This is a genomic window from Streptomyces sp. 3211.6 (assembly GCF_003634815.1).
Lineage (GTDB): Bacteria > Actinomycetota > Actinomycetes > Streptomycetales > Streptomycetaceae > Streptomyces > Streptomyces katrae_A.
The window spans coordinates 675455-689327 of record NZ_RBXC01000001.1; the positions used below are offsets into that span (position 1 = coordinate 675455).

General features: G+C 74.4%; 14 protein-coding genes. 4 read left to right on the forward strand and 10 right to left on the reverse strand.

What is annotated here, in order from left to right; translation table 11 throughout:
* Positions 1–67: 67 nt before the first annotated feature.
* Together BX286_RS03365 and BX286_RS03370 are read right to left on the reverse strand one after the other, a co-directional pair.
* Complete coding sequence (locus BX286_RS03365; RefSeq protein WP_079432110.1) at positions 68–1153, reverse strand: S-(hydroxymethyl)mycothiol dehydrogenase; 1086 nt, start codon at positions 1151–1153, stop codon at positions 68–70.
* Between the two features lie 85 nt (positions 1154–1238).
* The gene (locus tag BX286_RS03370; RefSeq protein ID WP_121014486.1) at positions 1239–2261 is read right to left on the reverse strand and encodes a LysR substrate-binding domain-containing protein; all 1023 of its coding nucleotides are present in this window, start codon (positions 2259–2261) and stop codon (positions 1239–1241) included.
* A 71-nt stretch (positions 2262–2332) separates the two neighbouring features.
* On the opposite strand from BX286_RS03370, the gene BX286_RS03375 reads away from it, so the two are divergent.
* Together BX286_RS03375 and BX286_RS03380 are read left to right on the forward strand one after the other, a co-directional pair.
* Positions 2333–3277, forward strand: a complete 945-nt coding sequence (locus BX286_RS03375; protein WP_121014487.1) for a dihydrodipicolinate synthase family protein — start codon at positions 2333–2335, stop codon at positions 3275–3277.
* Between the two features lie 403 nt (positions 3278–3680).
* Entirely contained in the window at positions 3681–4457 is a 777-nt protein-coding gene (locus tag BX286_RS03380; RefSeq protein ID WP_121014488.1) for a LysM peptidoglycan-binding domain-containing protein, read from the forward strand.
* On the opposite strand, the gene nadE is transcribed toward BX286_RS03380, so the two are convergent.
* From nadE to rraA, 7 genes are all read right to left on the reverse strand, one after another.
* Complete coding sequence (nadE, locus tag BX286_RS03385) at positions 4451–5299, reverse strand: ammonia-dependent NAD(+) synthetase (protein WP_100862257.1); 849 nt, start codon at positions 5297–5299, stop codon at positions 4451–4453. The two genes, BX286_RS03380 and nadE, sit on opposite strands and share 7 nt — an antisense overlap.
* 127 nt (positions 5300–5426) lie before the next feature.
* On the reverse strand, positions 5427–6032 hold the full coding sequence (locus tag BX286_RS03390; RefSeq protein WP_079430979.1) for a response regulator transcription factor: 606 nt from the start codon (positions 6030–6032) through the stop codon (positions 5427–5429).
* A complete protein-coding gene (locus BX286_RS03395; protein ID WP_121017521.1) occupies positions 6029–7267 on the reverse strand; it encodes a sensor histidine kinase in 1239 nt (412 codons plus the stop codon). Before BX286_RS03395 ends, BX286_RS03390 begins: the two co-directional genes overlap by 4 nt.
* Before the next feature lie 142 nt (positions 7268–7409).
* Positions 7410–8321, reverse strand: a complete 912-nt coding sequence (locus tag BX286_RS03400) for a squalene/phytoene synthase family protein (RefSeq protein WP_079430978.1) — start codon at positions 8319–8321, stop codon at positions 7410–7412.
* Positions 8322–8380: 59 nt separating this feature from the next.
* Positions 8381–10054, reverse strand: coding sequence for a serine/threonine-protein kinase (locus tag BX286_RS03405; RefSeq protein WP_121014489.1), 1674 nt, complete (start codon positions 10052–10054; stop codon positions 8381–8383).
* Between the two features lie 27 nt (positions 10055–10081).
* Positions 10082–11713 (reverse strand): peptide-N4-asparagine amidase, encoded by a 1632-nt coding sequence (locus BX286_RS03410; RefSeq protein WP_187344071.1) that lies wholly within the window; start codon positions 11711–11713, stop codon positions 10082–10084.
* An 82-nt stretch (positions 11714–11795) separates the two neighbouring features.
* On the reverse strand, positions 11796–12239 hold the full coding sequence (rraA, locus tag BX286_RS03415; RefSeq protein WP_079432108.1) for a ribonuclease E activity regulator RraA: 444 nt from the start codon (positions 12237–12239) through the stop codon (positions 11796–11798).
* On the opposite strand from rraA, the gene BX286_RS03420 reads away from it, so the two are divergent.
* Positions 12238–12795 carry a DUF1326 domain-containing protein gene (locus BX286_RS03420; RefSeq protein WP_237293194.1) on the forward strand — a complete coding sequence of 186 codons (558 nt, stop codon included), beginning with the start codon at positions 12238–12240 and terminating at the stop codon, positions 12793–12795. The two genes, rraA and BX286_RS03420, sit on opposite strands and share 2 nt — an antisense overlap.
* Positions 12796–13569: a DUF2182 domain-containing protein gene (locus tag BX286_RS03425; RefSeq protein ID WP_121014491.1), complete on the forward strand. Its 774-nt coding sequence runs from the start codon at positions 12796–12798 to the stop codon at positions 13567–13569. It begins immediately after the preceding gene.
* A 3-nt stretch (positions 13570–13572) separates the two neighbouring features.
* On the opposite strand, the gene BX286_RS03430 is transcribed toward BX286_RS03425, so the two are convergent.
* Positions 13573–13839 carry a GlsB/YeaQ/YmgE family stress response membrane protein gene (locus BX286_RS03430; RefSeq protein ID WP_079430973.1) on the reverse strand — a complete coding sequence of 89 codons (267 nt, stop codon included), beginning with the start codon at positions 13837–13839 and terminating at the stop codon, positions 13573–13575.
* Positions 13840–13873 lie beyond the last annotated feature (34 nt).

The following is a 13873-nucleotide window of genomic DNA, read 5'->3' on the forward strand; positions in this document are numbered from 1 at the left end:
GGTCGCGGCCGGGGTGGGCGGAGGTGTGGTCCGGCCGAGTCTACGGAACCTTCCGCGGGTCACCCGCTCAGAACTGCACCACCGAGCGCAGCACCTCGCCGCGCTCCATGCGGGCGAAGGCCTCCTCGACCCCGTCGAGCGGGATGGTCTCGGAGACGAAGGCGTCGAGGTCGAGCCGGCCCTGGAGGTAGAGGTCGATCAGCAGGGGGAAGTCCCGTTCGGGCAGGCAGTCGCCGTACCAGGAGGACTTCAGGGCGCCGCCGCGGCCGAAGACGTCGAGGAGCGGGAGTTCGAGCTTCATCTCCGGTGTGGGAACGCCGACCAGGACCACGGTTCCGGCCAGGTCCCGGGCGTAGAAGGCCTGCTGGTAGGTCTCGGGGCGGCCGACGGCCTCGATGACGACGTCGGCGCCGTTGCCGCCGGTCAGCTCCTGGATCGCCTTGACCACGTCCTGCGCGCGCCCGTTGACGGTGTGGGTGGCGCCGAGTCCGCGCGCCCACTCCAGCTTCCGGTCGTCCAGGTCCACGGCGATGATCTTCGATGCGCCGGCCAGCCGGGCGCCGGCGACCGCCGCGTTGCCCACTCCCCCGCAGCCGATGACGGCCACCGAGTCGCCGCGTCCGACGTTGCCGGTGTTCAGGGCGGCGCCGAGGCCGGCCATCACCCCGCAGCCCAGGAGCCCGGCGGCGGCGGGCGAGGCGGCCGGGTCGACCTTGGTGCACTGGCCGGCGGCGACGAGGGTCTTCTCCGCGAAGGCCCCGATGCCCAGCGCCGGGGAGAGCGGGGTGCCGTCCTCCAGGGTCATGGGCTGGGTGGCGTTGTGCGTGGCGAAGCAGTACCAGGGGCGTCCGCGCTTGCAGGCCCGGCAGGTGCCGCACACCGCGCGCCAGTTGAGGACGACGAAGTCGCCGGGGGCGACGGAGGTGACGCCGGGGCCGACGGACTCGACGACGCCGGCCGCCTCGTGGCCGAGGAGGAAGGGGAACTCGTCGTTGATGCCGCCCTCGCGGTAGTGCAGGTCGGTGTGACAGACCCCGCAGGCCTGGACCTTGACCAGGGCTTCGCCCGGCCCCGGGTCGGGCACGAGGATCGTGGTCGTCTCCACCGGTGCGCCCTTGCTCCGCGCGATGACTCCTCGTACGCGATGTGTCACGTCGTACCCCGTTCTGATCGGATCGGTCTGGATCACCGAACGTACACGGGCGGGACGCGGTACGGGAGTTGTGTCACGAGCTGTGTCACCCACCGGCGGGCGACTCGGCCAGATCCCGCGGTACGGCGGCCCGGAGGGAGGCCGCGAAGGCGGCCACGGCGGGATGGGCGCCGGCCCCGCTGCGGAAGGCGATCTTGGTGCGGCGTTCCATGTGGAGGCGGGTCAGCGCGACGGCGGGGTCCGGGGGGCCGGTCATCCCGAGCTGCGGTACGACGGCCACTCCCTGTCCGGCGGCGACCAGCGCGAGGACGGTGGCGAACTCGTCGATGCGGTGGCGGACGCGCGGGGTGAACCCGGCGGCCTGGCAGGCGCGCAGGGTCATGGCGTGGCAGAGGGTGCCGGGGGTGGCGGTGATCCAGGGCGCGTCCCGGTGGGCCCGCAGCACCGCGCCCTGGTCGGGGGCCGGGGCGGGCGCGGCCGGTGCGGGCCCGGGGTCCGGCCGCGGGTGCGTGTCCGCTTCCGGAGCCGGCTCCGCCCCCGGGGCCGGCTCCGGCTGCGGGCCCGGCCGGGCCGTCGTCGCCGGGGCCGCCAGGTACATCGCCTCCCCGTAGAGCGGCCGGGTGTCCAGCCCCGGCTCGGGGTGCGCGGGGACGAAGTCGTACTCGTGGACCAGGGCCACGTCCAGCTCCCCGGCCCGCAGCGCGTGCGCGACCGCCGCAGGGTCGGTCTCGTGGACCATCGGCTCCAGCGCCGGATGGCGCCGGGCCAGGTGGAGGAGGGCGGCGGGGACGAGGGCGCGGGTGGCGGTGGGGAAGGCCCCGATGCGCAGCACCCCGGCGAGGCCGCTGCGGGCCTCGGCGAGCTCGGCGTCGGCCTGTTCGAGCCGCTTCAGGACCGCCTCGGCGTGCCCCACCAGGTTCTGGGCGGCCGGGGTGAGCCGGACCCGGCGGCCGGTGCGCTCCAGCAGGGGCAGTCCGGCCTCGCGTTCCAGGACGGCGAGTTGCTGGGAGACGGCGGAGGGGCTGTAGGCAAGGGCTTCGGCCACGGCGGCGATGGTGCCGCGGCGGGCGAGTTCGCGCAGGAGCCGCAGACGGCGTACGTCGAGCATCGGCTCAGCTTACGGATCACGTAAGGAACGTGAACTGGATTCGGCGCTCGGGGCGGGCGACGCTCTTACGCATGCGACAGGACACGAACCACACCGAGCAGGACACCGGCCGGACGGCGGACACGGCGGCGGGGCTCTCCCTGAACGGGATCCACGTCCCGCTCGTCACCCCCTTCACCCGTGGCGGGGAGGTCGCCGCCGGGGCCCTGGAGGCCCTGGCGCACGAGGTGATCGACGCGGGCGCCGCCGGGATCGTCGCCCTGGGCACCACCGCCGAGGCGGCCGCGCTGGAGGAGGACGAGCGCGACCTGGTCACCGGCGTCTGCGCGCGGGTCTGCCGGGAGCGGGGCGCGCTGCTCACGGTGGGGGCGGGGGCGAGCGGGACCCGGGCGAGCGAGGTCGCGCTGGCGCGGCTGGCGCGGTGGCCCGAGGCGCGGGCCGCGCTGGTGACCGTGCCCGCGTTCGTCCGGCCCTCGGCGGCGGGGGTGCTGGCGCATTTCGCGCGGCTGGCCCGGACGAGCCCGGTTCCGCTGATCGTCTATCACATCCCGTACCGGACAGGGCAGCCGCTGGACGCGGCGGCGCTGCGGGAGCTGGGTTCGCTGCCCGCAGTGGCCGGGGTGAAGTACGCGGGCGGCGGGATCGACCAGGAGACGGTGGCGCTGCTGGGTGATCTGCCGGACGGGTTCGCGGTGCTGGCCGGGGACGACGTGTACGTGTCCCCGCTGCTCGCCCTCGGGGCCTCGGGCGCGGTCCTGGCGTCGGCGCACCTGGCGACGGAGCAGTTCGCGGAGCTGGCCGGGGCCTGGCGGGACGGCGACGCGGCACGGGCCCGGGTGCTCGGGCACCGGCTGGCGCGGCTTTCGGCGGCGCTCTTCGCGGAACCGAACCCGGGGGTGGTCAAGGGGGTGCTGTACGCGCAGGGGCGGATCCCGACGCCCGACGTACGCCTTCCGATGCTGCCGGCGTCCGAGGCGGCGGTGACGGCCGCCCTCAAGGAGCTGGCGGGACTCTGATCCGGGCGCAGCCCCACGAAAGCGCGCCCGATTCCTCCCTTTTCATTGGGATTCAGCACTCTCGCACGAGTCGCCCCAATCAGCGGCATCGGCCCGCGAATTGGCCAGAATGAGCAAGGGGACGAGGGGACCGGCGGGGTCGTGATGTGAGCCACACCCGCCGGGCCAACATCAATTTCCCCAGAAGGGTCGATTCCCTTTTCCCGGAAAGGAAAACCTCGATTTCCGGAGAAGTTTTCCAAGGTCATTTACCGGGGGCCCGGCGGGAAGTCGATCTCCGGAGTGAATTCGCGTCTTGTTCGGCCCCTCGCGCTCGCCTACGGTCACCCTCATTCCCGGCGGCCGAATGCCGAATCCGGCCGCCGCCGGGGCTCTCCCGTACCCCCACGTGAGGAAATGCGCCATGCCCGCATCGGGTAAGCACCGTCGGCCGAAGCAGCACAAGACCGCCCGCAGGCTGGCCTTCGCCGGCACGGGCGGAGCGGCCCTCGCCCTCCCCCTGATCAGCGCGACCACGGCCGGGGCGGCCGTCGCGCAGCCGGCCGCGGCGCCCGCCGTGCACACCGTGGCACTTCCCGCCGGAGAGCCGGCCGCCAAACCGGCCGCGGAAAAGGCGGCGGCTCCCGTGACCTATTCCGTGGTCGGCGGCGACACCCTCGTGAAGATCGCGGCGGAGCATTCCGTGAGCGGCGGCTGGCAGGCCCTCTACGCCGCCAACCGCGAGGCCATCGGCAGCAACCCGTCCGTCATCCGCCCGGGCCTCAAGCTGGCGCTGGGCGGGGCCGCGAAGGCCGCCGCCGCCCGGGCCACCGCCCTCGCCGCCAAGCCCGCCGCGGCGCCCGCCGCCGTGAAGACGTACGGGAACAACCTGGACGGCTGGATCCGGCAGTCGCTGGACATCATGGCCGCGCACGGGATCCCCGGCACCTACGCCGGAATCCACCGCAACGTGATGCGGGAGTCCTCCGGCAACCCCCTCGCCATCAACAACTGGGACTCCAACGCCGCGGCCGGCATCCCCTCCAAGGGGCTGCTCCAGGTCATCGACCCGACCTTCCGGGCCTACCACGTGCCGGGCACGGCGATGGACTCCTACGACCCCGTCGCGAACATCACGGCCGCCTGCAACTACGCGGCCGCCCGCTACGGCTCGATCGACAACGTCAACGGCGCCTACTGAACCGGAAGGTGCCCCGGGGCGATCGGCAGCCGGCGCTTGTGGTCGGTGAGCCGGTAGCGGCGCACGATCGTCTCGAAGGCCCGCGCGTCGACCGGCTTGCCCTCCAGGAAGTCGTCGATGTCGTCGTAGGTGACCCCGAGGGCGTCCTCGTCGGCCTTGCCCGGGTCCAGGGTCTCCAGGTCGGCGGTGGGGACCTTCCACACCAGCTCGGCGGGCGCGCCCAGGGCGTCGGCGACCGCGCGCACCCGGCGCTTGGTCAGGCCGGTCAGCGGGACCAGGTCGGCCGCCCCGTCACCGAACTTGGTGAAGAAGCCGGAGACCGCCTCGGCGGCGTGGTCGGTGCCGACCACCAGGCCGTCGTGGGCGCCGGCCACCGCGTACTGGGCGATCATGCGCTGGCGCGCCTTGATGTTGCCGTGGACGAAGTCCTGGTGATGGGCGTCGCGGAACTCCACCCCGGCGGCCCGCGCGGCCTCCAGGGCCGCGTCGCTCGCCGGCTTGACGTCCACGGTCAGGACCTGGTCGGCGCGGATGAAGGACAGGGCGAGCTGGGCGTCGTGCTCGTCGGCCTGGACCCCGTAGGGCAGCCGCATCGCGTGGAAGCGGGCCTCGTGCCCGGCCGCGCGGGCCCGCTCGACGGCGAGCTGGCACAGCCGGCCCGCGGTGGTCGAGTCGACCCCGCCGCTGATGCCGAGGACGAGGGAGCGCAGACCGGTCGAGGTCAGCCGCTCGGCGAGGAAGGCCACCCGGCGCTCGATCTCCCGCTCGGCGTCGAAGGTCTCGGCGACCTCCAGGTCACGGGCGATCTCCTGCTGCAGGGCGATGGACGCCGGCTCGCTCACGTCTGCTCCTCGTTCTCGGCGGTGTCCGCGCCGTCCGCGCCGTCCGCGGGGGTCGCGTTCCGTTCGACGGTGTGTGTCGCCCCCACCCTACCCAGCGGCCTCGGCGGCCCCGAGGGCCTGTCGCCGGTCACAGCCAGCCCTGGCGGCGGGCGGCGCGGACGGCCTCCATGCGGTTGCGGGTGCCGGTCTTGCCGATGGCCGCCGAGAGGTAGTTGCGCACGGTCGACTCCGACAGGTGCACCCGGGCCGCGATGTCGGCGACCGTGGCTCCGTCGACGGCGGCGTTCAGCACGTCCGCCTCGCGCGGGGTCAGCGGGTTCGGGCCGGCGCTGAGCGCTGCCGCCGCGAGGGCGGGGTCGATCACGGTCTCCCCCGCCAGCACCCGGCGGACCGCGGCGGCCAGCTCCTCCACCGGCCCGTCCTTGACGAGGAACCCGGCGGCCCCCGCCTCCATCGCCCGGCGCAGGTAGCCGGGGCGGCCGAAGGTGGTCAGGATCAGCACCCGGGTGCCGGGGCAGGCCGTACGCAGCTCGGCGGCGGCGTCGAGGCCGCTGCGCCCCGGGAGTTCGATGTCGAGGAGGGCCACGTCGGGCCGGGATTCGAGGGCGGCGGGCACGATCTCGTCCCCGGCGGCCACCTGCGCCACGACCTCGATGTCCTCCTCCAGCCCGAGCAGCAGGGCCAGGGCGCCGCGCATCATCCCCTGGTCCTCGGCCAGCAGCAGCCTGATCATCCGGTCCCCTCGTCCCCTTCCGCGCCTGCCTCCACGGGGAGTTCGGCGGTGACCCGGAAGCCGCCGCCCGGTACGGGGCCGCTGGTGAGCGTGCCGCCCGCGGCCGCGAGGCGTTCTCCGAGGCCGGTCAGTCCGCTGCCCGGCGGTGTCGAGCCTACGCCCCGGCCGTCGTCGGTGATCACCAGCCGGACCCGTTCCGCCGCACCCTGCACCTCGATGTCGCAGGTGGCGGCCCCACTGTGGCGGACCGCGTTGGTGGCCGCCTCGCGCACCACCCAGCCCAGCAGGGCGGCGGTCTGCGGGGGCAGCGGGGGGCCGGACCGGTGTACCCGGGGCTCGATGCCGGCCGCGCTCAACGCGACCCGGGCCCGGTCCAGTTCGGCGGCCAGGCTGGCCTTCCGGTAGCCGGTGACGGCTTCCCGGATCTCGGTGAGGGCCTGGCGGCCGACGGTCTCGATGTCGCGGACCTGGCCGATGGCGGCCTCCATGTCGCGGGGGGCGATGCGCCGGGCAGCCTCCGACTTCACGACGATCACCGAGAGGGTGTGGCCGAGCAGGTCGTGCAGGTCGCGGGAGAAGCGCAGCCGCTCCTGGTCCACCGCGGCTCGGGCCAGCTCCTGGCGGGTGTCGCGCAGCTCCCGCACGGTCTCGGACAGGGCGAGGATGGACGCGGTGACCATGCCGGACAGGAAGGTCCCGTAGACGATGCCGATGGCGTCCCAGCCCTCCCGCATTTCCCCGATCACCCCGGCGAGGGCGCTGATGGCGAACATCACCTGGGCGAGCCGCCGGCCCCGGATCACCGCGCCCGCGGCCAGGCCCAGCAGCGGGAAGAACAGCAGCCAGCTGTCCCCGTACGCGCCGGCCAGGGCGCAGGTGACGGCGCCGAGGGCGACCAGGCACCAGCGGGTGGCGGGCGCCTGCCGGGCGCGCTGGTCGAAGGCCCGGAACGCCAGGGTGACGTAGAGGGAGTTGAAGGCCAGCAGGCCCAGGACCCCGATCCACGGGTTGGGTGTCTGGCCGTGGACCAGGTTGGAGACGGCGCCCATGCCGAGGAGCAGCCAGGGCAGGAGGGCGAAGGCGTTGGGCGGGCCCATGGGGCCGCGGCCGTAGTCGGGGGCGTCACCACGCGCCTTGCGGGCCTTCTCGGACGCGCGCCACGCGGCCTTGCGGGCGGGCCACTCGGCCTTCCACTCGGCCTTCCAGTCGGCCTTGCTCCGGCACTGTTCCCGCATGTCCGTTCCCGCTTCCCGTTCCACCGCCGCGCCGTCCGGGAGGAGGGCCGGCGGGGAGAGCTGTTCTGTCATGACCACCACGTTAGGGACCGGGACGGGGCCGGTGGCAGAGCCGCCCGTACGGTCCCGGGCAGTACGAATGTCACCACGCCCGGCGGCGGCGCAGTGCGCGCAGCAGGGTGCCGGCCGGGGCCGTGAGGCCGTAGCCGACGTCCTTGCGCAGCACGCCCGCCCCGGCCCGCTCCACCGCGGCCAGCTGGTGGCCCATCAGCTCCGCCATGGCGGCGACCACCGGACGCAGTCCGGGTTCGGTGAGGTGGAGGATCCCGTCGTCGGCGGCGGCCAGGGCAGTGCGGGCGAGCCGGCATTCGGCGGCGAGGAGGGCGCGGACGGCCGGGGTGTCGCGGGCGCCTTCGAGGTCGGCGCGGGTGACGGAGTGCTCGGCGAGCCGGGCGCGCGGCAGGCACAGCCGGCCCTCGGCGAGGTCGCCGGCCAGGTCGGCGAGGAAGTCGACGCGCTGGGCGGCGTCCACGAAGGTGCGCCAGCCGGCTGCCTGAGCGGCGTCCGGCCCGCCCTGGTACTGGAGTCCGGTGAAGACCAGGACCCCGGGCCAGGCGTAGGCGTCGAGGTAGGCCTGGAAGTCCTCCTCGGTCCCGAACCCGTCGAACCCTGCCTCGGCGGTGGCGGCGCCGTCGAGGAAGCGGGTGATCCAGTGGGCGGGCAGCCCGGTGGAGCGGACGGCGTGGGCGTACGCGCGCAGCAGCGGGTCGGGGCTGTCGCCGGTCTCCAGGGCCTCGGTGGTGCGGGCGGTCAGCGCGGCGAGGCCGGCCGTCCGCTGCCCGGGGGTGCCGGTCTCGGCCACGTCGTCGACGAGGTTCATGAAGGCCAGGCCCGCGGCGAGCCGGGGTACCAGGGGTGGTGCGGCCAGCAGGCGCAGGGTGACGAACCGTGCGGGGTCGCGGCGCAGCACTCCGCGCGCGGCCCGGGTGTAGTCGTCCCGCAGCCCGGGGCCGGTGATCCCGGCCCGGGTCAGGGTGGTGCGCCAGCTGGGCATGGTGTGCGTGCTCCCTTGGACCGTCCGCGTACCGGGTGAGGTGGTACGGGGACACGATGTCAGGAGCGGTAGACCTTCTTGACGTTGCCCTGGGCGTCGGCGTACAGGTAGCCGCCCCGGCCGTACTCGTCGCTGAGGTAGGGCCGCACGGAGGTGGCGCCGGTGTCGAAGAGCCAGGGTTCGACGATGACGTAGCGGGAGGTCGGCTTGGTCACGCCGAGTTCCTGCCGGGCCTTGTCGAGGAGGCCGGGCAGGGCGTCCCAGTTCACGGCCGCCATGTCGATGAGCGGCTTGTCGCCGTCGATCCGGCCGCCGGGGCCCGTCCGCGTGGCCCGGCCGTCGCGGTATTCGTAGCGGTCGTAGGTCCCGGCGTCGTCGGCGGTGGGGATGGAGGCGAGCACGTACCCCTCGTAGACGGTCATCTCCACGAAGGTGGTGGTGCCGGACAGCTGCTTGAACGCCGTGAGGGCGGTGCGGACCCGGTCCGGGGTGAGCATGCTGCCCTTGGCCTCGCCGGCGGGGCCGTTCTGCTGTGGCGACGGGAGGGCGGCCGGGGTGGCCCGGCCGCCGGAGGCGGGGGTCGCGCCGCCGGTCGTGGCGGGGGCGGTGGTGGTGGGGCCCTTGGCGTTCGTGCCGGCCGAGCCGGAACCGCCGTCGGGGAGGGCCTGGACGAGGCCGATGGCGCCGCCGGTGAGGGCCACGGCGAGGAGGGCGCCGATCAGGACCGGCCGGAGGCGGCCGCGGGGCGGGGTGACGGGGGCCGTGGCGTCGTACGGGGAGCCGCCGCCGGGGGCGAAGGGCCGGGTGCCGGACGCCGGGGGCGCGGGTGCGTACGCGGGCGGGACCGCCGGGGCGACGGGGGCGCCCGGGGTCCCGCCGGTGGTGAGAGCGGTGCTCGCGGCGCGGAGCAGGGCTTCCAGTGCGGCGCCGTCGGGCCGTACGGCCGGGTCCCGGACGAGCAGCCGTTCCAGTACGGGGCCCAGCGGGCCGGAGCGCACCGGGGCCGGGATCGGTTCGTCGAGGACGGCGACGACGGTGGCGAGGCTGGTGGCCCGGCGCAGCGGGTGGGTGCCCTCGGCGGCCACGTACAGCATCATGCCCAGCGACCAGAGGTCGGAGGCGGCCAGCCCCTCCTCGCCCCGGGCCCGTTCGGGGGCGATGTACTCGGGCGAGCCGATCAGGACGCCGGTGGAGGTGAGGGCGGTGGCCCCGCCCAGCGCGGCGATGCCGAAGTCGGTGAGCACGGCGGCTCCGTCGGGCCGCAGCAGCACGTTGGCCGGTTTCACGTCCCGGTGCAGGACCCCTTCGGCATGCGCGGCGCGCAGCGCCGACAGCACGTCGAGCCCGAGCCGCAGCACGTCGGCGACGGGCAGGGGGCCTTCGGTCAGCCGGTCGTGCAGGGAGCCGCCCTTGACCAGCTCCATCACGATCCACGGGTGGCCGTCGGTGCCGGGCACGGGCTCCACGATGTGGTGGATCGTCACCACGCCGGGGTGCGCGAGGCGGGCCAGGGCCCGGGCCTCGCGCACGGCGCGTTCGCGCATCTCGGCGGAGAGCCCGGGGTTGGCGGCCTCGGAGGCCGGGTCCGGCGGGCGCACCTCCTTGAGGGCGACCTCACGGTGCAGGGCGATGTCGCGGGCGCGCCACACCGTTCCCATGCCTCCGGCGCCCAGGGGTGCGATCAGTTCGAAACGGCCGTCGACCAGCCGTCTGCCGGCCTCACTCGTGTCCATGGCCGGTCATCGTAGAGGGCGCCTGTGTCAGCAGCGGCGGCGGTCCGCCGTCAGGGCGCCCTGCGCGGTGGACACCGTCCGGTCGTAACAGCCGCCTGCTGTTGCGGTCCCGTACAGCTGATAGCGGGCGGTGGTGGTGCCGACGGCGTGGCGCTGGTCGCGCGGGACGTTGGCGGTGTACGAGGCGTCGCCCGTGTACCGGTCGTCCAGGCGGGTCCGGCCGGTCTGCCGGCCGCCGCGCAGGGTGACGGTGTCGGCGCGGTCGCCCAGTGACAAGACGGTGCGCAGCCGGTCGCCGGCGCCGAGGGTGGTCTCGCCGTCCATGGTGTAGACGCGGGTGGTGCGGGTGGTGGTGGCGCCCCGGGTGACGCTCTCCTCGTCGTTCCAGGAGGCGGTGAGGGCGTCGCGGTTCTCGCCGTCGGTCCAGCGGTGGACGGAGGTGGCCCGCACGGCCCGGGTGACGGTGGTGGTGACGCGGCCGTGGGAGGTGTCGAGGTATCCGGCGGTGGTGAGGCGGTGGGCGCCGTCGGTGTCCAGGCGGTGTTCGCCGCCGGGGGTGGCGGGCGTCCAGCGGGAGGAACCGGTGGGGGCCGCCTCCTCGTGGCGGGTCAGGGCGCCGGTGACCACCTCGCGGCCCCGGTCCTGCCACAGCAGCAGGTTGGCGGGGGTGCTCCAGCCGCTCTGGCCGGCCGGGACCCCGGCGACGGCCACCTCGATGCGGTGGGGGCGGCCGTCGTCGAGGAGGGCGGCGTAGGGGGTGAGGTCGTAGACGGCCGGCTGGACGTCGAAGGCGCGCGGGCCGGGGGTGACGTACCAGAGGAAGGGGTTGGACCAGCCGCCGGTCCAGACGGTCGGGAAGGGGGCGGCCAGCCCGGCGAGCTGTCCGTCGACGGAGACGCGGACCTCGCGGTAGGGGCCGTCGGCGGCCTTGCAGGAGTAGGGGGCCGCGTCGGGGACGGTCATGTACCAGTACTCCTCGCAGCCGCCGCCGGAGCCGGTGGCGTAGACCTCGGCGAGGACCCGTTCGGTGTTGCGCGGGGTGGTGACGGCCGGGGTGGTGAGCGGGAGGACGCGGTCGGGGGCGGCGGCCGGGCGGGTGCGGCCCTCGGCTGCGTAGAAGGTGAGGGTGACCTTGACGTCGATGACCCCGGTGTAGGTGTCGTCCACGACGTTGCCGATCAGCATCTCGACGGGCTGCGGGCGGCTGAGGGTGTGGCGGTAGCGGGTGACGTCCTTCTCCACGGACCACTCGATGCCCTCGGGCGAGGGTTCGGGGGTGGAGGTGCTCAGGACCTCCACGCCTCCGACGGTGAGGTGGCCGAGGCGGTCGTACTGGCGGCCCTTGACCTTGCCGTCGAGGCGCAGCACCACCTTGGCCCAGTCGGCGCGGCCGCAGCCCGCGGGCGGGGTGTAGTCGCCCCGGTAGGGGGTGAAGTCGCGGAACTGGGCCTCGGCGAGGGTCACCCGGCAGGAGGTGGTGGCGGGGTGTTCGACGGGCGGGGCGGCGGTGAGGGGGTCGTGCCAGTCGGTGCCGAACTCGGCGAGCGGGGTGTCCGCGGCCGCCGCCGGAGTGGCGCCCGCGGGTCCGGCGGCCGCGGCCAGGGTGCCTGCGGCGAGGGTGAGCGCGCCGAGCAGGGCCATGATCCTGTGTCGTCTCATGGGCCCGCAGTGAAGCGGCTCACCCGTCCCGGCCGCCAGGGCCCGTGGTCCGGTCCTGGCGCGATCTCGCCCCCAGGGCGGGTCAGCCGGCGGGCAGGACCGCGACGCCGTCCTCGTCCGCGTACACGGTGTCGCCGGGGCGGAAGGTGACCCCGCCGATGGTGACGGGCTCGTCCACGGCGCCCGCACCGGTCTTGCCGCTCTTGCGGGGGCAGGTGCCGAGCGCCTGGACGCCGAGGTCGAGCCCGCCCAGCGCCACGCTGTCGCGGACCGCGCCGTTGACGATCAGTCCGGCCCGGCCGGAGCGCTCCGCTGCGCCGGCGATGAGGTCGCCGACGAGGGCGGTGCGCAGCGAGCCGCCGCCGTCGATGACGAGGACGGCGCCTTCGCCGGGGGTGTGGGAGGCCCGGCGTTGCCGGGTGTCTGCCGTGAGCGGACAATGGATCTCAGTGGTATGCCTCAGGAAGGAGCTTCCGATGGCATGGCAAATCGAGGGGACGTATTTCGAGAACTGCAGTTGCGACATGGTGTGCCCCTGCTCCACCTCCGGCCTCACGGCTCCGGCGGACTCCGACCGCTGCCGGGTGGTCCTGGCCTTCCACATCGATTCCGGCCAGGTCGACGACGTCGCCGTCAACGGCCTGACGGTCGCCGTCGTGGCCGACACCCCGCAGCTCATGAGCGAGGGCGGCTGGCGGATGGGCATGTTCATGGACGAGGCGGCCTCGCCGGAGCAGGCGGAGGCGCTCGGGGCGGTCTTCTCCGGTCAGCGGGGCGGCCCGATGGAGGGTCTCAGCCCGCTGGTCGGCGAGATGCTCGGGATGGAGTCCGCCAGGATCGAATACGTCGATGACGGCCGGCGCCACCGGGTGAGGATCGGCGACGCGATCGACATGGAGGTCGAGGACTTCGTCTCTCCTCTGGACGCGACCGGCAAGGGCGTCAGGGTCAGCGGGGTGGGATTCCCGGCGGACACCCTCGCGGCCGGGGTCGCGACCAGGTCGCGGGTGGACGCCTTCGGCCTCTCGTTCGGGAACGAAGGGAAGAACGCCTTCTCGGCACCGTTCTCCTGGGCGGCCTGAATGGCGACACCGCTCACTCGGCGGGCCGTCGCCCCGGCGAGCTGGGCGTCCTTGCTGGCGGCCGCGGCATTGGCCTGGCTGCTGACGTTCCGCGGTGCGTCCGGCATGACGCCCGGACCGGGCACGATGGGGCGGGGCCTGTGGGGATTCCTGGTCCTGTGGGGGCTGATGATGGCCGCGATGATGCTGCCCGCGGTCGCCCCGTTCGTCTCCCTGTACCTGCGGACGCTGCGCGCCCGCTCGACGGGCTGGGTACGCGCGGCCCGCAGTACCGGCCTGGTCCTCGGATACCTCTGCGCCTGGGAGGCCTTCGGCCTGGTCGCCTTCGGCGCGGCCTGGGCGGGCGGCGAACTCGCGGCCCGGGCCCCGGACGCCGCGCCGTGGGCCGGCGCCCTGGTGCTGGCCGGGGCCGGGCTGTACCAGGTGACCCCGCTCAAGGACCGCTGCCTGAGCCACTGCCGCTCGCCCCTCGGCTTCCTCCTGCACTTCGGCAACCGCTCGGGGCGGCTGCGCGACCTGCGGGTGGGCTTCTGCCACGGCGGCTACTGCGTCGGCTGCTGCTGGGGCCTGATGGTCGTCCTGGTCGCGGTCGGCGTGATGAACCTGGCGTGGATGGCCGCTCTGGCCGGCGCCGTCTTCCTGGAGAAGGTCTGGCGCCACGGCAAGGCCTTCAGCCTGGTGCTCGGCGTGGCCCTGATCGGCTACGCCTGTTTCGTCCCCTGGCATCCGGGCCTGGTCCCGGGGCTGCACATGGCGCCGGGCATGCCCATGTGACCGTCAGTCGCGGGAGTTGCCGAAGAGGATGCGGTAGCCGATGAGCAGGACGAGGGAGCCCGCGATGGCGGAGCCCCAGGTGGCGAGGTCGAAGAAGTGGTTCTGGATGGGGCGGTCCAGGAACTTGGCGGAGAGCCAGCCGCCTGTGAAGGCGCCCGCGACGCCGATGAGGGTGGTTCCGATGAGGCCGCCGGGGTCCCGGCCGGGCAGCAGGATCTTGGCGATGCCTCCGGCCAGCAGGCCCAGGACGATCCAGCCGATGATGCCCATGGTCGTTCACTCCGCTCGTTGGTCCGCGTCTCTA